This window comes from Winogradskyella echinorum (genome assembly GCF_014297365.1).
GTDB lineage: Bacteria > Bacteroidota > Bacteroidia > Flavobacteriales > Flavobacteriaceae > Winogradskyella > Winogradskyella echinorum.
In genome coordinates this window covers 248,245-266,465 of the sequence record NZ_JACOQD010000001.1, presented here as the reverse complement: position 1 = coordinate 266,465, position 18,221 = coordinate 248,245, and the positions used below count along the sequence as shown (strand labels likewise).

20 protein-coding genes and 1 tRNA gene are annotated in these 18,221 nt (G+C 33.2%); 7 read left to right on the top strand and 14 right to left on the bottom strand.

From position 1 onward, the window contains the following. The first annotated feature begins 97 nt into the window (after window positions 1–97). Together H8K90_RS01190 and H8K90_RS01185 are read left to right on the top strand one after the other, a co-directional pair. Window positions 98–1,132, top strand: coding sequence for a M57 family metalloprotease (locus H8K90_RS01190; RefSeq protein ID WP_186844111.1), 1,035 nt, complete (start codon window positions 98–100; stop codon window positions 1,130–1,132). A 331-nt stretch (window positions 1,133–1,463) separates the two neighbouring features. Next, on the top strand, window positions 1,464–1,736 hold the full coding sequence (locus H8K90_RS01185; protein WP_186844110.1) for an ATP-dependent Clp protease adaptor ClpS: 273 nt from the start codon (window positions 1,464–1,466) through the stop codon (window positions 1,734–1,736). Between the two features lie 48 nt (window positions 1,737–1,784). Here the strand turns inward: H8K90_RS01185 and H8K90_RS01180 are convergent, their stop codons facing one another. The 6 genes from H8K90_RS01180 to H8K90_RS01155 all read right to left on the bottom strand — a co-directional run bounded on the left by H8K90_RS01180 (window position 1,785) and on the right by H8K90_RS01155 (window position 6,013). Then, window positions 1,785–2,054 carry a heavy-metal-associated domain-containing protein gene (locus H8K90_RS01180; protein WP_186844109.1) on the bottom strand — a complete coding sequence of 90 codons (270 nt, stop codon included), beginning with the start codon at window positions 2,052–2,054 and terminating at the stop codon, window positions 1,785–1,787. A 2-nt stretch (window positions 2,055–2,056) separates the two neighbouring features. After that, entirely contained in the window at window positions 2,057–3,463 is a 1,407-nt protein-coding gene (locus H8K90_RS01175) for an MBL fold metallo-hydrolase (protein ID WP_186844108.1), read from the bottom strand. Between the two features lie 72 nt (window positions 3,464–3,535). Further along, window positions 3,536–4,339 (bottom strand): sulfite exporter TauE/SafE family protein, encoded by an 804-nt coding sequence (locus tag H8K90_RS01170; RefSeq protein WP_186844107.1) that lies wholly within the window; start codon window positions 4,337–4,339, stop codon window positions 3,536–3,538. Then, complete coding sequence (locus tag H8K90_RS01165; RefSeq protein WP_186844106.1) at window positions 4,340–4,756, bottom strand: DUF6691 family protein; 417 nt, start codon at window positions 4,754–4,756, stop codon at window positions 4,340–4,342. It lies immediately after the preceding gene. Window positions 4,757–4,759: 3 nt separating this feature from the next. Next, window positions 4,760–5,320, bottom strand: coding sequence for a YeeE/YedE family protein (locus H8K90_RS01160; RefSeq protein ID WP_186844105.1), 561 nt, complete (start codon window positions 5,318–5,320; stop codon window positions 4,760–4,762). A 57-nt stretch (window positions 5,321–5,377) separates the two neighbouring features. Continuing rightward, the gene (locus tag H8K90_RS01155; RefSeq protein ID WP_186844104.1) at window positions 5,378–6,013 is read right to left on the bottom strand and encodes a Crp/Fnr family transcriptional regulator; all 636 of its coding nucleotides are present in this window, start codon (window positions 6,011–6,013) and stop codon (window positions 5,378–5,380) included. 85 nt (window positions 6,014–6,098) lie between these two features. Between H8K90_RS01155 and H8K90_RS01150 the strand changes: the two genes are divergently transcribed. Next, a tRNA-Arg gene (locus H8K90_RS01150) sits at window positions 6,099–6,172 on the top strand. Here H8K90_RS01150 and H8K90_RS01145 read toward each other — a convergent pair. From H8K90_RS01145 to H8K90_RS01130, 4 genes are all read right to left on the bottom strand, one after another. Further along, on the bottom strand, window positions 6,138–7,742 hold the full coding sequence (locus H8K90_RS01145) for a recombinase family protein (RefSeq protein WP_186844103.1): 1,605 nt from the start codon (window positions 7,740–7,742) through the stop codon (window positions 6,138–6,140). The genes H8K90_RS01150 and H8K90_RS01145 overlap by 35 nt on opposite strands. A 4-nt stretch (window positions 7,743–7,746) precedes the next feature. Continuing rightward, window positions 7,747–7,920: a hypothetical protein gene (locus H8K90_RS01140; RefSeq protein ID WP_179022108.1), complete on the bottom strand. Its 174-nt coding sequence runs from the start codon at window positions 7,918–7,920 to the stop codon at window positions 7,747–7,749. A 124-nt stretch (window positions 7,921–8,044) separates the two neighbouring features. Continuing rightward, window positions 8,045–8,323: a hypothetical protein gene (locus H8K90_RS01135; RefSeq protein WP_186844102.1), complete on the bottom strand. Its 279-nt coding sequence runs from the start codon at window positions 8,321–8,323 to the stop codon at window positions 8,045–8,047. Continuing rightward, complete coding sequence (locus H8K90_RS01130) at window positions 8,320–9,015, bottom strand: hypothetical protein (protein WP_186844101.1); 696 nt, start codon at window positions 9,013–9,015, stop codon at window positions 8,320–8,322. The genes H8K90_RS01135 and H8K90_RS01130 overlap by 4 nt, the downstream gene beginning before the upstream one ends. A 515-nt stretch (window positions 9,016–9,530) precedes the next feature. Between H8K90_RS01130 and H8K90_RS01125 the strand changes: the two genes are divergently transcribed. The 4 genes from H8K90_RS01125 to H8K90_RS01110 all read left to right on the top strand — a co-directional run bounded on the left by H8K90_RS01125 (window position 9,531) and on the right by H8K90_RS01110 (window position 12,684). Beyond that, window positions 9,531–10,772, top strand: coding sequence for a replication/maintenance protein RepL (locus H8K90_RS01125; RefSeq protein ID WP_186844100.1), 1,242 nt, complete (start codon window positions 9,531–9,533; stop codon window positions 10,770–10,772). Between the two features lie 3 nt (window positions 10,773–10,775). Then, window positions 10,776–11,261 carry a hypothetical protein gene (locus H8K90_RS01120; protein ID WP_186844099.1) on the top strand — a complete coding sequence of 162 codons (486 nt, stop codon included), beginning with the start codon at window positions 10,776–10,778 and terminating at the stop codon, window positions 11,259–11,261. Then, a complete protein-coding gene (locus H8K90_RS01115) occupies window positions 11,261–11,533 on the top strand; it encodes a hypothetical protein (protein ID WP_186844098.1) in 273 nt (90 codons plus the stop codon). The genes H8K90_RS01120 and H8K90_RS01115 overlap by 1 nt, the downstream gene beginning before the upstream one ends. Before the next feature lie 98 nt (window positions 11,534–11,631). Then, window positions 11,632–12,684: a glycosyl transferase family 2 gene (locus H8K90_RS01110; RefSeq protein ID WP_315970262.1), complete on the top strand. Its 1,053-nt coding sequence runs from the start codon at window positions 11,632–11,634 to the stop codon at window positions 12,682–12,684. 71 nt (window positions 12,685–12,755) lie between these two features. Here the strand turns inward: H8K90_RS01110 and H8K90_RS01105 are convergent. The 4 genes from H8K90_RS01105 to H8K90_RS01090 all read right to left on the bottom strand — a co-directional run bounded on the left by H8K90_RS01105 (window position 12,756) and on the right by H8K90_RS01090 (window position 18,044). Continuing rightward, window positions 12,756–13,960 (bottom strand): IS3 family transposase gene (locus H8K90_RS01105; protein ID WP_186844097.1). Its coding sequence is split into 2 segments (ribosomal slippage): window positions 12,756–13,678 and window positions 13,678–13,960, totalling 1,206 coding nucleotides; the frame shifts between segments, so codons are not numbered across the junction. A 27-nt stretch (window positions 13,961–13,987) separates the two neighbouring features. Further along, complete coding sequence (locus H8K90_RS01100) at window positions 13,988–16,180, bottom strand: hypothetical protein (protein WP_186844096.1); 2,193 nt, start codon at window positions 16,178–16,180, stop codon at window positions 13,988–13,990. Beyond that, window positions 16,177–16,860 carry a condensin complex protein MksE gene (locus H8K90_RS01095; protein ID WP_186844095.1) on the bottom strand — a complete coding sequence of 228 codons (684 nt, stop codon included), beginning with the start codon at window positions 16,858–16,860 and terminating at the stop codon, window positions 16,177–16,179. The genes H8K90_RS01100 and H8K90_RS01095 overlap by 4 nt, the downstream gene beginning before the upstream one ends. Next, the gene (locus H8K90_RS01090; RefSeq protein WP_186844094.1) at window positions 16,833–18,044 is read right to left on the bottom strand and encodes a hypothetical protein; all 1,212 of its coding nucleotides are present in this window, start codon (window positions 18,042–18,044) and stop codon (window positions 16,833–16,835) included. Before H8K90_RS01090 ends, H8K90_RS01095 begins: the two co-directional genes overlap by 28 nt. Window positions 18,045–18,221 lie beyond the last annotated feature (177 nt).

Below are 18,221 nucleotides of genomic sequence, written 5' to 3'. Positions count from 1 at the left end.
TTTTGTGTTGATATTCATGTTAATATTAGCCTAGAACAACCTACGCCTTAGTTTACGTAAGCGATTAAAACAAATCATTAATTTTAACACATTTAAAATGAAAAATACAATTAAATATTGGGCATTTGCCTTATCAATATTTGGACTTATGTTCACAGCTTGTGAAAAAGATAATGTACAAGATGAAACTCTCAGTTTAGAGGAAGAAGTTATTATAAATATGAATGAATTAGGGAGTAGAACCTTAATTACTGATACCGATTTAATTAATTCAATAAAATCCTTAGATATTGATGCAGGAATTGTGTCTGTTGGAGATTTTCACCTTCCAGATGGTGCAGTAGAAGAGAGAATCTATATTGGTAGTGATATTAGTTTTACAAGAAAGGAGTTAAATAAACTAATTGAAGCGCATTCTAGCTCCGAAAAACAATATAGAACGTTCAATCTAGTAACAGGCAATAATCAAACTATTAATATTTTAGGATATACAGGTGGAAGCCAAGCATTATCTAGTAAAGCACAAACAGCATTAACTAGAGCAGTTGCTAACTACAATAATATTAATAATATGACTTTGCAGTTTAATTTAACCTTTGGTACAAATTACCAAGCTGCAGATATGGTTGTATACGATAACTCTGTTAATACACCTGGTGGAACAGGTGGAGTTGCTGGTTTCCCAAATTCTAGTGGTCAGGCAAATAAATTTGTTCAGATTTATGGTATTGAGCAATTTTCTACTAACGTAAATGAACATGTAATTACGCATGAGATAGGACATTCTATCGGTTTTCGTCATTCAGATTGGTTCGACCGTTTAAGTTGTCCTTCTTCTGCACAAGGTAACGAAGGTTCTGGTTCAGATGGAGCAGTACATATACCTGGTACTCCAACAGGCAGAGATTTATCTTCTGTTATGCAAGCTTGTTTTTCTACAAGTGTAAGCGGAAACTTCAATAGTAATGATATAACAGCTTTACTAGCTATGTATCCTGCTAGTTCAAGTCCTTGTGCTGGAGTTTCAGAATGGCAAAGTGGTGTTAGTTATCCTATTGGTGCGCGTGTAACCTATTTTGGTAATTTATATGAGCGTGTAAGTGGTGGCTGGACATTTATAGGATCTTGTTAAGAGCTATCATTGCAAATAATTAATTTATCTTTAAAAGATTAATTTAAAATGGACTGTTTAAATATTTTTGAACAGTCCATTTGTGTTTTCTCAGTTTTAAGCCAATTAAATAATAAAATCCAATAAGCGTTGATATCTTTTTTTTTGAAAAGAAATGCTTGGATTAAACTCATAATTTAACAAACACATGTTAAAATTTAAGGAAACTATACAAAAATGGTCGCGCGTTTCGTTAAAATTTATAAATTAGTAAAGCTTTTATAAGTTTGTAAAATGTAATAGGCTTGTATTAGTAAGCTATTAACCGAGATTCCTCAAATCCGTTAAAACAATGACAAAAGAAAAATATTCTGAAGAGCTACTTCTTGAAGAAGAATTATTAAACCAAAATGAAATTGTATTATTTAATGACGACGTAAATACTTTCGATCATGTAATAGATACATTAATATATGCTTGCGACCATATGCCAGAACAAGCAGAGCAATGTGCAATATTAGTACATTACAAAGGAAAGTGTACAGTAAAAACTGGTTCTTACGAGGACTTAGAACCACGATGTTCTAAGCTTTTACAAGCTGGCCTAAGTGCTGAAATTATTTAACAAAAAAAGAGCCCACTCACAGTGGGCTTTTTTTTAATAAATTAATGACTATTTAGTCATTCTACCAACCGCACAACTTACAAAAGATTTTGCCTTTTTAGGTAATGGGTTGGCTTCACCAACAATTGGATATCCTAAATGAGATAATTTTTCTTTTACTAAGTCTATTTTAGTGTCATCAATTGCATTAAAACTTACTTCGTCGGTATCATTATTTACATTAACTTCAGAAATACCGTCGAGCTTCAATAGCTGAGTTACTATTGTATTTGCACAACCTCCACATTTTAGGTTTTGTATTTGTATGGTATTTTTCATAATTATAATGTTGATGGACAAACAAAATTTGTAGTTGGTAAATCTGTATTTTTTATTGCACCAAAACCACCAGCTATATCTATAAGCTTATCGAATCCTCTAGCTTTTAAAATGGAAGCTGCAATTACGGAACGATAACCACCAGCACAATGTACATAGTAGGTTTTGTCTTTACTAACTTCATTCATTTTGTCATTTATAAAATCTAGAGAGAAGTGTTGTGCATTTTCTAAATGCTGAGATTGGTATTCTCCATCCTTACGCACATCTAATATGTTTATATCAGCAGCTTTTGCTCTGCTGGCAAATTCTTCAGCAGAAATAGATTCTAAAGTTTCTATATCTCTTCTAGATGCTTTCCATGCGTCCATTCCGCCTTCTAAATAGCCTAGTGTGTTGTCATAGCCAACTCTAGATAATCTTGTTACGGCTTCAGCAGATTTTCCTTCGGGTATTACCAATATAATAGGTTGCTTAATGTCCGTGATTAAAGCTCCGACCCAAGGAGCAAAACTACCATTTAATCCTATAAATATTGAATTTGGGATGTGTCCTTTTATAAAGTCAGATTGTGGTCTTACATCTAAAACTAACGCAGATTCATGATTGGCTAAGGCTTCAAATTCTTCAGGACTTAGCGGAACATCACCAGTTTTTAATACGGTATCAAATGCATCATAACCCATTTTATTCATCATAGCGTTTTTTGCAAAATATTGTGGAGGTGGAGCAATACCATCGAGCACTTCTTTTACAAATTCAGCTTTGGTCATATCTGCGCGTAAAGCATAATTGGTTTTCTTTTGTTCACCTAAAACACCTACGGTTTCTTTACTTAAGTTTTTTCCGCAAGCAGAACCTGCACCATGAGCTGGGTAAACTATAACATCATCTGCTAGAGGCATAATTTTATTTCGAAGCGAATCGAATAACATGCCAGCTAGATCTTCTTTTGTTAAATCAGATTTTATGGCTAAATCTGGTCTACCTACATCACCTAAAAATAAAGTGTCACCAGAAAAAATAGCATGGTCTTTTCCATCTTCATCTATTAATAAATACGTAGCAGATTCTAAAGTATGACCAGGAGTATGCAAAACTTTTATAGTTACTTTTCCTAACTTAAGTTCTTCTCCATCTATTGCAGAATGTATATCATAATCTGTGGATGCTCCTGGACCGAAAACAATAGTAGCGCCACTTTGTTTCGCTAAATCTACATGGCCAGATACAAAATCTGCATGGAAATGCGTTTCTAAAATATATTTGATTTTAGCATTATTCGTTTTTGCCTTATCTATATATTGCTGAATTTCTCGTAAAGGATCGATTATAGCAACTTCCCCTTCAGACTCAATATAATAAGCTCCTTGTGCTAAACATCCTGTATATAATTGTTCAATCTTCATTTTTTTATTTTTTGAGTGATGCAAAGTTACAAAACTTCACTTTTTTGAAATGTGATAATTATCATAAAGCTTTTAAAAAAGTTCTTTAAATAAGATATAAACAGCCATAATTATAGTGAAATATCCAAACCCTCTTTTTAAACCTTTAGCGCTAATTTTTTTAGAAATTGCCAGACCTATAAAAATACCTAAAATAGAAATAGCAGTAAAAGATAATAGAAAATGCCAATCTATATCTAAAGTTTTTATATCTCCTAAAAAACCTATTAAAGATTGAATAGCTATTATAAATAAAGAAGTGCTTATTGCTTTTTTTATAGGTAGCTTTACAATGAGCACTAACGCTGGTACTATTAAAAAACCACCGCCAGCACCAACCAATCCTGCTAAAAGACCAATACCAATTGCCTGTGTGCCAATTGCGAAATAGTGGTTGCTATCAAATTTTTTAATTACAGTTTCATCTTGGATTTCTTTAGACTTTATCATAGACCAACCAGCCAATAGCATTATAACTGCAAATAATAGCATTATAAACAGTGAGTTGGTAAGTTTAAAACTACCAATAGAAAAGAGAATTTCTGGTAAATTAGGGATAACTAAACTCCGAACCATAAAAACAGTAATGATGGACGGAATTGCAAAAACAATCGCAGTTTTAAAGTCTATATAATTATGTCTTATGTTTTTTAGAGTACCAACTGATGCAGCACTACCAACTACAAAAAGAGAATAAGCTGTAGCTACTATTGGACTAAAATTTAAAAAATAAACTAATATTGGAACGGTTAAAATAGAACCACCTCCGCCAATAAGCCCTAGGACCAATCCAACAATTAATGCTCCAAAATACCCTAAAATTTCAGTCATTTCCATTTAATGAGGTAGTTTATCTTTTAGTATGCCATAAGTGTAAGTCCCTAGCAATGCAGCTGCAATAACTATAAGAATAGTGAATACGCCTGTACCTACTAAAATATACATAGGTCCTGGGCAAGCACCACAAAGTGCCCAACCGAGCCCGAAAATTGTGCCACCAATGATATATCTTGTAAAACCGCGTTCTTTTAAAGGTACGCTTAGTGGTGAGCCTTCAACTGTTTTTACCTTTATAAATTTAGAGAGTAATAATAACACAATACCTGTACCAACTGCCGTTCCTATAATACCATACATATGAAACGATTGAAACTTAAACATTTCAAATATACGATACCATGAAACTGCTTCGGATTTTACCAATACAATTCCGAAGAAAATACCGACTAAAAAAAACTTAATATACCTTCCCATAATTTAAAATAGTATTGGATAAATAAGATGAATCATAACTAAGCCTCCTAAGAAAAATCCAATTACAGCAATTAGTGATGGCAATTGCAAACTACTTAGGCCTGTAATGGCATGTCCAGAAGTACAACCACCAGCATAACGTGTTCCAAAACCTACGAGAAAACCGCCTATTACTAATATTAATAACCCTTTTATGCTAAAAGCTGCGTCCCAACTAAATAGTTCTGGTGGTAAGAGACTTTGTCCAATATTTTCAAAACCGAGTATTTTTAAATCTTCAACCGTATTTTGACTAAGTGCTATATCTGTAGGGTTAGATAAAAAATTATGTGCAATAAAGCCTCCAACAATGGCACCAAGTACTACAACTAAGTTCCATCTCTGACTTTTCCAGTCGAATTTAAAAAATGCTACACGTTTTCCTGCTCCGCCAATTGCACAAAGTGTTCTAAGGTTAGATGACATGCCAAAAGTTCTGCCAAAATATAGTAGCAAAAACATTACAATTGCTATAAGTGGTCCAGAAACATACCAAGGCCAAGGTTGTAGTATTATATATTCCATAGTTTTAATTTGATGCAAAAATAGAGCTCTAACGTATACTTAAGGTTACAAAAGTTACTAAAAGTCTAGAACTGTAATTTTATTTCTTCCTAATTCAATTTTATGTTCGCGTTCTAATTGCTTTAAAAGTCTAGAAATAACCACTCTAGAGGTGTTTAAGTCTTCCGCAATTTCTTGATGTGTAATTTCTAAGTTAGTTGATGCGGTTAGTTTTACATGATCTGTAAGATATTTAAATAATCGCTCATCCATTTTCATAAAAGCAAGCGTATCTATAGTCTCTAACATTTCATCAAAACGAACTTGATAGCTATTTAGGATAAAGCTTCTCCAACTCTCATTAGAATTAAACCACTTAGTCATATAAGCAATCGGTATCATAATGACTTTAACATCTTCATCTGCAATGGCACGTATTTTACTCATAGATTTAGCCATACAACATGTTAAAGACATTGCGCAGGTATCACCCGATTCTAAGACATATAATAGTAATTCGTGACCATCATTATCCTCTCTAAGCACTTTGATGTTACCTTCAATAAGTATTGGAATATGCGTTAGGTCTTGCCCAATATCAATAATAATATCGTTTTTTTTGAACGTTTTTAATTGTGCAATATTAGAAATATCATTGATGATGGTATCATCAAATAAATAACTAAATTGCTGAAGGGTTTCTTTAGAAATCATGACTCAAAAATAAACAATTACAATTTTGAAATAAATTGTTTGGTAGGTTTTTAATTTATGTAGTATATTTGCATCCCAATTAAAAGGCCTCGTGGCGCAACTGAATAGCGCACTTGATTACGGCTCAAGAGGTTACAGGTTTGAATCCTGTCGAGGTCACTAAACGGGAATTTTCAATATTATTTTGAAAGTTCCCGTTTTTATTTTCTCCTAACTTATCTGATAAACAGGCGATTTGAGCAAAAATAGAGTTCACTCTAAAAGTTTGAACTCTCTTGTTTTTGAAGTCATACCCTAAACCGTCTGGAAAGACCATATATTGAAGTTTTCTTTTTACTTCAATATCTCCTGAACTCCATAATAGCGGTAGATTGAGTGCATACTTCAATGCAATATTTATCGACTTCTTAAGGTTTGAACTATCGAAGCTATGTTTTGATAAATTTTTCTTTTTTTGATTAACTTCTGCTACCAACTTAGTTCTGAATCTATCATATTGAGACTTATTTATTTCTTCAAAAACATAACGTTCTTCTAAACGATCTAACTTCATTTCAATAGCGACTATACCACTTGATAGTTCTTTGGTCTCTTTAATGGCTTCTTCATTCATACTTACAAAAGTGTCGTAAACCATTTCCTTTAATGGTGCTACAAACTTCTTATCCTTTAGCTTGTAGGTCTCTAAAAGCTCTAAAAACTCTTGATGTAGTTTCTTAGCACTTCTATTCTCCTTACTTCCCTTACGACGATTCTTATAATAGTAGAGCCCTTTTTTCTTTACGATAAACCCTGTGTAAGGAGTTCCACAAGTTGTGGACTTCAGGAAAGTTTTTAGAGGCAGGTTTTCATCATCTACGCAGTATTTTCTGGTCTCAGTTCCTGTATTCAATAGGTTATGAATTTTAAGAAATAACTCTTTAGTAATCATAGGCTGATGATTGCCTTCAATAACTTCTCCTGGTATGAGGCTATTAACTATAAGTCCACAATAGAATGGATTTCTAAATAAAACGCTCAATCTCTTATCATTTATTTTAAGCCCTTTCTCCTGTAATTTATTTGCGATTTCAACGTGAGACATATTGCTGTTTGCTTTCCACAAGAAAGCCTGCTTCAATAGCCTTCCTTCTTTAGTAATAACAAATTTGGGAGTTTTTCCTTTTCCTGGATTGGCATTTGTGTAGCCAAACGGATATGCGCCTGTCCAATGTCCTTTGCGAAGTTTCTCTTGCATTCCAGACACAGATTTATCTCTTCTCAATTCATTATCAAACTGAGAAAACATATAATAAAGATTTTGTTGGAATGATCCTGCACTTGTAGAAGTATCGACCTCTTGGGTAGCTGATATTGTGACAATACCTTGTCTTTTTAACTGATCACTTATGTAAGCACCATTTGCTCCAGTTCTTGAAAATCTATCGTAAGAATAGACAATGATATAGCCTACGTTACTTCTTCGCTTTACATAATTAAGCATCTTTTGAAATTCCTTACGCTCATCACTTTTAGCTGACTCATAGGTTCCTCCGAAATATTCACTTACCTCAAGTCCTTTTTTATTTGCAAGCTCCTTACAGTACTTTAATTGAGTTTCTAAACTGGCGTTGTTCTCTGCTTGTTCTTTGGTAGATACTCTTGTGTATATAACAGCTTTACCATCTGTTCGTAATTTTTGTCCTTTACCTTTTTTGGCAAACTGATAAAATATTGTTTGGTCTTTCATATGCTTAACTACTATTTTGAAGATGCTCACAAAGTACTTTTGCAAATTCTTCTAATTGGTTTATTGTCTCTTCTGCTTTCTTATCTGAATAATCTTCGAAGCCATCAAACTTTTGAAGCCATTCAGCATCATATTTCTTAAAAGTAGGTTTTTCTTCTACTGCAATTGAGTTAGACATCTTATTTTTCTTATCAATCGCTCCATTACTTATTGGTTACAGTTGAATCTGAAATAGTGATCCTTATGATCTCGTGGTATAGCTTCGGTATTTCCGATGACTATACTCAGTTGCTTTAATTGGTTTACTTAACCTTTGTTTTTACTGTTCTGTTAATCAAGACGATTCTGCCATCGCTTTGCTTAATTTCAATATTCTGATAATCGTGTTGTTTAAGGATATCTACTATTTTAGTTCTGTCCTCAATACGTTCAACTCCTTCAATCATATCTATTCGACCGTCACGTTTTACGATTCTCAATGATTGAAACTTTTGATTTCTTGTCATTTCAATTAACCGAAGTTCTTCTGGACTAAAATCATCTAATGACTTTGAATCCTTCTCTTCTATAATTAAGCTCATTTCCTTTCGTTTAATAGCTCTCTCAATAAATCCACTTCTCTTTTAAGAGAAATATCAAGTTTCTCACGCGTTTCTTTAAGCTCTTCTCTTAGCTCTCCCATTTCTTCTTTAAATGAAATACGCATTTCTTTTATTTCTTCTGATTTCTCAATTAAAATACGTTCTAATTTTTCAGATGAAGATTTGCTCTCCACTTGTATTTTTGATATAATAGTCAAGAACTGTTTTACTCGTTCACCATCTATTTGAGATATAAAGTTGTTAATCATTGTATTGACTTCGACAACTTCTACTAAGGTGTTTTTTGAGCCAGCCTCAGCATTATTAATCCCTTTTATCTTTCCCTTACCCGCGTGAATGTTAGTAGCATTATTTCCTGTACTACTTATTCCGTTCTTCTTTACAGTAATATTTGTGATAGTTGGTGGCTGATATTGTAACGGTGTTTCATTGTAGAAGTAATTCATATCCACATTAAAACGCTTAGCAAAATTGATGAGAGCTAAATGCGGAATATGTTTGGATCTACTTCTTACTGCAGAAACTATACTTCTATTAGTGGGATATACCTCTTTGCCGATTGAGCTATCATTGTTGGGTTTAATGCCTAATTCAGAATTCACAGCAATCACTTCATCTACTGCATTTACAAATTTGAGATCTATCTCGTCATACTGGGGATTTTCTTTCATCTATATCTATCTATTTATCAATACGTTATTTACTTTATTGTTTTTAAAACAACATTATTTTAGATTATTATGTTAATTGAAATGCAATATTAAGTATATTTGGCATCAAATAAAGTATAAATGATGTTTTATTTGCATTTTATTTACAATATGTTGTCAATTAATTTATTAAATATTTAATTAATGTACCTAACAGAAGATATTAAAAAGGTGGTTCTCAGGATGGAGAAGCTTTATGATAGTCCCGTGAACGTCATAAAGAGCAAAACACAATTATCACGTCCCACGATTACCAAGTTTTTTAGACTACAATCTATCAGACCCAGTAGTGTAGAAATTATTTATGAATTGTGTCTTGATCTTATTGAAGAAAAAGAAGAAAAGCGATCTTCTATTAAGAAACGAACAGAGATACTATTCAACGAGGCTTAAAAATTAAGATGCTCAAACGGGCACTTCACTCAAATTACCAGTACAGACAGCAAAAAAGCTGATTACTGGCTATTGTCTCAACAATGGCCATCATACAATACTCAACCGCATTTAATGCTTTAGAAGGTTACGTTAACCAGCATAATGCAAGCACTAAAGACCTTTCTTCGCATATAAGACAGGCAATGATCTTAACCACTCAAGAGATCATCAAGATTTATTCTATATCCTTACTGAAGGCAAACAGTATAGCTGCGATAGATTTACAGAACTTACCTCCATTAAAGACGAATAACGTGCAATTGGCAAAACGTGCCAAAGCAAGCACAAGAACCATCCAGCGACATCTTAAACGCCTTATAGAAGCTAATATCATCACTAAAAAGATATGGCACGGTTCCAACTCTGGATACGAGCTTTTTATCAACCCAAACATCTTGTTAATAGGTGGTGCAAAAGCCGTTAATAAGCCTAAAAAAGCGCTTCAAACTGAAAAATCAAAAACTACTGATAATCAGTTTTTTAAAAATATTAAAACGACAACTTGTCCTCATACAGATACTAGTAACAATGGTTACATAAATAATATAATAATAGGCGTTGATAAGTTGAAGACTAAAGCGAGTTCGTCACCACTCACGAACGGTTATGAGTCACGCAACGCTACTAGTAACACTTTTACAGGATACACAGGAAAAATAGACCCCAAAAAAAATAATGATGCAGGGGAAATAGAGCGGAAATCACGAGCCACAGATCAAACCAGCGCCGAAATTTCAGGCGTTGATCAGGCTCGTTCCGCTTCCCTATCATTTTATGTCAAGTCCTTCTGGAAACTGGCGCGAAACACCATCTACAAGGATCATTATCTTACTCAAAGTCAAGAGGAAACCGCGCTGAAACTGCTCCATTTGTGGTACGAGCCTGTCTCTGACAAACAATTACAAAACGTTCACGAAGTTTATATAAGTCGCTTAGGAATTGTACAAAAATACCTTGCAAAAGACCCAACAAAACGATACGTCCAGCTTCCAGACAAATACTTTGACCCAAAAAATCCATCAGGTTTTACAGGAACGAGAATCTGGTACCAAAAGCAGAAGAAAAGAGAGTACGAGGTTCGGTTAAAACTGATTTTACAAGCCCAAATTCGTCGTTTTCTCAACAATGAGAAAAAAGAAACTGCAAAACAAAAACCTCGACTTGAGCTATTTAGATCTTGCGAAACCAGAATCAGCAAATTAGGTCAACCAGAGTTGTTGAACACTTTTCACGCTTCTGTTTTGAATCATTCTGCACACAAATATTTACAACTTAATACTTAAAAAATGAACCCATTTAAAAAAAATGATGCGTCTTTGAGCAAAAAACTCAAAGGTGCATTAACCGATTTGACGGTTGATATTTTTGGTTACGAAAAGATGGTAACTAAAAATATCACTAACCGCACCAACTACATTTCCAACAGACTTCAAATTCCAAAGGATCGACTCTACATCAGGATTTTTCAAAAAGATCACATCATACGCTCATTTCTCTATAACCAAAGTAAACCTGTAAGCGCTATACCTACACAAGAGCTCACATATTTCTTTATGGAAGAGCAATTGGCACAATTGGATAACGTACAAAATAAAGTAGCCTTCAGCATCAAACAATACCTGAAAGAGTTTGCAGAAGCGAATCGCATTGATGAAGAAAGCGTCCGTATTTGGATTCATCTCAAGGACGATAAAGTCCAGGTTAGGGCTTTTCAAAATGAAGAGTTCATCAAACAAATCCCACTTAATTCACTAATTAAATATTTCAAATAATGGCACAAAGTAAAGGATGGAAACTAGGACAAGATTCATTTACAAAAATGATTGTCTGGTTTAAAGACGGTAACGTAAGAACAATGTATTCAATAGATTGGAAGCATAAATTGTCAAGAACACGCAGCAAAGAAACTGGTATGGAACGTTTCAGAAAAAAGATAAAACAATATGGTCCGCTGGCTGGTACCATTGAGATATATGACAAAACAACTGGACAGCGTATCGCCAAGTTTTATGAAGGCATTGAGAAATCACTTGAAACTACGTAATGAGGACAATCAAAGAATTACAAACAAGGCTCAATCCTAAAAACATTTTTGACAAGCGATATAACATAGAGGCAGATGATAAAATTCATCTGCTTTATGTGAGTCCCAAACTCAATGCGACAGGTTATTACAGGATGATAACACCTGCATTAGAAATCAATAAAACAGATACGCATAAGGCGATTATTACCAGTATCGAGACTAATGACTTCTCGAGGAAGCTCTCTGATTTTGTAAATCAGCTGGATGAGCGTTTAATTGCCTGGGCAGATTACATTATTTTCCCTTCACTGTTTAGTGATGTCAGCTATTTGATGCAGGCCATTAAAACGCTTAATCCCTCGGTTCAATTGGTAATGGATTTAGACAGAAATTATTTTGCAATACCTGTTTCAATTCCGCTTTCGCGAAAGCTGAAAACAGAAAAGCTAAAGAGTCTTGAAAATAATTTGGGTCTCATGGATATCGTGACTGTTGCAAATGAAACTTTTCAAAAGTTCTTGCAGCGATTCATTGACAACCGCTTAGAAAATGCAAATACATTTGTGCAATACCTTCCCAGTTTAGTTTCGAGATATGGCTATGAAGAAATGCCACCATTATCTAAAAACGCATCTAAGAAACTGCGTATAGGTTTGATAAAACCAACCGAAGAAGACTTGCTATCTCTTAAGGAAGTTCTTTTTAAAATGAGAAAAACTTTTGGAGATCAAATTGAGTTTATTTACTTCGGGAAGCCCTATTCTGTATGGGAAGTAGAAAAACTTTTTAAAGATTATAAAGTAGAAATACATCCTACCGTTTCATTCTTAGATTATTTTGAAAAGTTGAACAGCTTACAACTCGATGGAGTTTTACTACCTGCTTTAGAATGTCTTTTTAATAGGCATCAAAACCATCAGCTTTTTATGGAGCTTTCAACGTTTGGGATTCCTGTAATTGCATCATCTCACTATCCAGTTAAGAAATGGATTAACAATGGAGAAAATGGATTTTTAGCGAGTGAAGCTCCAGAGTGGTTAGAAGCTCTTGAAACACTTGTGAAATATAACAAAGAGAAAAACTTTTCTTCTAGTCTCATAAAGAATATCTGGAATAATAACAGCTTTACAAAGACATCTATTGATAAAATAACTTCCTTATATATTTAATCAATCAATATCCCTGAACTTAAAATGAAAGTTTGGACTTGCAACAAAAAACTGGACAATTAGTTGAATGACTAAGCTGCTAGTTCATGATTATACATATCTAATTCAAATTCTTTGATAGTTTTGTTCCCTAAAAAGGAATGTCTTCGTTTATTATTGTACCATGTTTCTATCCACTGAAAGATAGATAATTCAGCTTCAGATTTTCGTTTATAATTGTGCCTATATACCCATTCTACTTTTAAGGATTTAAAAAAGGATTCTGCCACCGCGTTATCCCAACAGTTTCCTTTACGACTCATAGATTGCTTAACTAGGCCATCATAGTTTTTAATGATAGAGGTGAATTTTTGACTAGCATATTGTATACCTCTATCAGAATGAAAAATCAGAGGTTCCAGCAAAGTTGTGTTCTTTATAGCCATATTCCAAGCTCTTACAATAGTGTTGTCTGCAGTGAGGTCTTCACTTAAAGACCATCCAACCACTTTTCTGTTAAATAAATCAATAATTACAGTGAGGTATAACCAGCCTTGTTTGGTCTGAATATAAGTGATATCACTTACCCAAACTTGGTTTTTCTGCTTAACATCAAAGCATTGGTTGAGTAAATTAGGAGCTATTGGATAATTGTGGCTACTCTCCGTGGTTGTTTTAAACCTCCGCTTTCTTTTAGCAAATAAATAATTAGCTCGCATAATACGGGCTACTCTAGGTTTAGATACCTTATACCCTAATGCTTCCAACTCTGATTTTATCCTTGGAGCACCATAGCTTTGAAAACTAACATCAAATATGGTTTTAATAAGAGAGCTTATCTTTTGGTTTTCTATCCACAACTTACTTGGCCCCGATCGTAACCAGAAATAATAACCGCTTTTACTTACTTTTAATACTTTGCACATCGCCTCAACAGGAAACCTCATAAGGTGTTGTTTTATAAACCTATATTTTTCTTGTCGCTCACGGAGAAGATGCCAATCGCCTTTTTTAAAATATCACGCTCTAATTCAGCTTCTTTTAAAGCTTTTCGTAAACGGTCTATCTCCTTTTCTTCATCAGTCATTTTGGGCTTACCTCGACCTGGAAAACTGTTTTTACCGTAGTCTTTTAACTCTTTTCGCCATCGATAAAGCACGGATGGAATAATGTCTAAGTCTTCACATACTTGCCTTACATTGTCTTTGGCATAACTTAGTTCTACAGCTTTTTGCTTAAATTCTAATGTGTAATGTTTTGCTTTACTTCTCATAATTGCTAAAATAATAACTAGCAAACAAATTCTCTCAACTTAATGTCTAGTCTAATGTAGTAATTCCAGTTCTTCTATATTCAGTTCACTAAACTGCTTTTTGAAAGAATCAAGAGAATTTTCAAATTTTACTTTAGTCTCTTTACTATCTTTTTTTAAGGATGATAGAAGTTTTCCTAAAGTTTCTAAATTTTCCTCCTTTTGTTTTATTGTCCCTTTAGATGTCTTATGCTTTGATTCTAGCCTTTGATAATCTGAATATTTACTTGATACTTGTTTAGAAAAGGAAGATAATTGAACATCAATATCTTCATCTGTAATTAGAATCGGTATTTGTAATCTTAGATTTTCTAGCACATTAAATGAGGCAGTGAGACTATCCTTATCTTTTGTGATTTTTGAAGCAAGTTTTTTTGATATACTCATCCCTTCTTTCGAGGATTCATAAAGAGAAAAATCTTTCAAATCTTTATTAATATTCTTTAAAGCCTCAATCAAAGATGAATCATAGGAATCTCCCTGCTCAAATTTCTGAATCTCTATAAGTTCGGCTTGAATCGATGCAATTTCATTATTTAATGCTATCTGTTTTTTAGCTTTAGCATCCTTCATTTCAGAAGTGTCTGCAAAAATTTGATTTTCTTCAGAGTAAGGGACAAAAGTCTGTAGTTTGCCGACCTTAAACCAGTAACCAGAATTGACTTTATCTTCTCTAATATTTGCTTCTTCTATCAGAGTGATGTCAGTTGTAAATTGCGAGTCCCTTATTGGGTTATCAGGTTCTTTCCAAGACACTTTTTTAAGTAATCCAAATAGAACGGTTTCTTGTGCTTTCGTCAAATTATTCCCTTCTTTTACGATTTGAGCTATTAATGAACCTTCATCACCAGCATCTAAAATTCGATGTAGTGTTTGCAATTCATCCAAGCTCTTATTCTTTTCGGACTTATAGAGGTCTATTTTTTCAATTTGTGATTGAGTTTTACTTCTTAAATTTTCTATACTTTCATATTTATCTATTACGCCGTTTAAATTTTCGATTTTTTCAATAATTAAGTCGTTACCATAGTTATCGATATTTATGTCATAAATATTGGAATGATCAATAGTAGGCAGCTCTATTTTTTGAAGCGCGTCAAGGTTTTTTAATTGTTGCGATCTTTCTTTTAAAACATCCTTATACTCATTGAAAGGTTTAAGGGCTTTGGAAAAGGATTGATGTTCTTCTTCCATTGATTTCATTTCTTTTTTTACTTCTGGAAGTGCCTTTTTGAGTATATCGATTTTATTTGTTTCGTCCTTGATCTTTTTTTCTGTTGAATCATATTCAGAAGCAACTTTTTCATAGCTCTCATAGTTCAAATGATACGTTGCAGTGAGATAATTTATCTGCGCCGTATCTTTTAGTAGCTGTAGCTCTTTTAGGTTGCCCAATACTTTTTGTTTGAGCTCAATCGTTTTTATATCTTCATCAAGCTCATTGTACTCATCTATAAGTTTTTCTAGTTTCTCTTTGTTCGACTTGTATTTGGACTGTAGTGTTTCAAGGCTATTTTCAAATAAGAAATCTTTTAAGATTTTATCGCTTTCGGTATCTAATGAATTAGCTTTTGAAAAGGATTGTATCACTTTCGCGAAAGCGTCAAGGTTTTCATTGATGGCAAGATTAATAGGAATTAATTCATTTTTATATAAAAACTCATAGTAATCTTTTTTATCATCTAAGTCTGTAAAGGATTTTAAGTAGCCCTTTTTATTATTTCTTAAGTGTTTTGCAAGCTGCTGTATAGGTAGGAAATGACCATCTTTCAAAAAATCTTTGCTATAAGCTAGCTGATCAGCATTTAGAGAAAGTGCTTCGAGTTCTTTTTTATCATTTTCATTGTATGCCTGATTGAGAATCCAAAAGGATTTTAATGGCCTACTGCGCTTATTACCAATATTGGTTCCTATAGTTATAAACTCTCCTTCCTTAAATTCTATGTGGATAAATACATAGGCATCGTCAGTTTTGTAAGGTAAAGTGTGTATGTGCCTGTCTTTATTTTTGAAACTTTCTGTTCCAAAATTTATTTTGCTCTTTTGACCTATAAAAATGAGTTGAAATAAATCTGCGATTAATGATTTACCGATACCATTGTTTCCGGTAAAATCCGTTCTTACACGATGTAGTAAATAGTCCTGATTGTAATGCTGTCTAACTCCGACTGTGGATAAGGAAAAAATTCTTGGATATTCTATCATTGGATCTGACTAAGGTATTTCTCACTGAATTGAGTGAAGTTTGTAATTTCATCTTCATATAGTTTTTGGAATCTGATTATGGGCTCTCTCAATTCAAAATGAATTTCTTCACCATCTTCAATGCCTAAGTTAGTAATCCAACCTAACTTATTAAAGTCCCTTAAAACACTCTTAAACGGCTTAATCACTTTAATAGACCAGTCTCCCTCAGTATAATCATCTTGCACTTTATTGAAGAAAAGTTTTTTGTACAAAATGTTATTGTCACTTTCTTTAATCTCCTTTTTTATATCAACGAAACGTACTTCTTTTTTATTTTCAAAATATTTCTCGTAATACATATTGAGTAAAATAATGCCTACTAATGTTTGTTTTGGAGTTAATTTTTTGTGGCGAGAAGTATGAGAAAGTGCTCCTTTGGAATCTTCCGGATAGTCAACATAATAGTATTTAGAATTCTCTCTGGTTTCTATTATCAGCTCAAGACCATAGAGTTTTTCATAATAGAATGATAACTCGTTATAATAATCTTTAAGTAATTTATATAGATAGAAACGGTCTTTCTGTATGTGTCTTCCAGAGAGTAATTCTATGTTTAAGTCTGCAAAGTGCTCTTGTACATCAGAATTTTCTAAAAAAGTAAAATTGTGTTTTATCTTTTTATTATTTTCATCTTCCATAATGCTATATTTTCTGATTTTGAGGACTCTGGTAATTCTCTATCAATTTCAATTTTGTACTCATTATCTTGCCTCGCAAATGCTATAAGTTCAAATCCCACCTTAAGTGCAATAAGGGAGTCTTTCTCTTTTGCAGCGATATCATAAAAATGTTTACTAAAATCGATTTCTTCATTCTGAAGCAAACGCTCTTTAAAATGACTAATCCATTTTGCAGTATTTTCTTGTCTAGTTAATTCTTCATTAAGTTTAAGCATCTGCGAGTTCAGATGTTTCTGATTGATCTGAGGCTTAATCACATAGCTCTTTTGGATTCCAAATTCTTCGTAATATTCAAGCCCAATGTGTTTAAAACGCTCAGCTACCATAGACTTGATGGGGAATATCACAGGTAGTTTGACACCTTCTTTTTTTGAAAAGCTTGCTTGTTCCAATGTGAATTTTAAAAATCGCTTTAAATTTACTCTAATTACAGATTTGTTTTTAAAGTTATCTTGAACAGTAATTAGCTGCGTACTTGCATATGCAGACCTATCTAAAAGCTGACCTAATTTATATTCTACTTCGACAAAAAATTCATCTACCTTCTTTTTTATCGATACAGACGTATTATAGTCTTCCTTAAAAACTTTATGCGTTTCGCGTTGTTCGTTCGTTTTAAAATCAGGTAGGCTATTTTTCCTCTCAAGAAAATAAGTGACTACTTTTTCTATTTCCTCGTCTAGCCTATTACTTATGAGCAACGTGTCTTTTATTTCATCACTTTTAGCTGTGATTTTTTCAAATAAAACTGAAACATTTTCAGCTGTTTCAAGCGCTGAGTCCTCATCTTGGTTAATATATGCATTAAGCTCTTCGATAGCTCTGTTTACATAGTCTTTAAGTGATTCTAAATGGTCAAGGATTACGGTGCCACTGTTTCCTTCAAAATTAAATTCGTACCACCTATTAAAATCATCTATAGTAATAATTTCAATAGCTTCGAAATCTGCAAGCTTTTTGAATGTATCACGTAAGGGGAATTTAGCATAAGGACTATAAAGCCTGTTATCTATGAGTTTTATAAACTTTTGCGCAAAATCAGTCAATGCGTATTTAAAACGTTCCTCTCTGGGATGTTCTAAATAGTATTTTAGTAAACCATTTACAATTGCATCCGTATGAGGTGTAGCCTTTAAGTCCAACTCAGATGCTTCTTTTATACATCTCTCTATTTCTTTATAACTAAAATGTTTATCGATTTGCTTTTCAATAACTTTTTTGTGTAAAAGATAAATCGTTATGCCCTCAACTTTTTTAGGTATTAAGCTGGAGTATGATGAGTGTATGTCTGTTAAATCGAAATCTATAATTGGTTAATT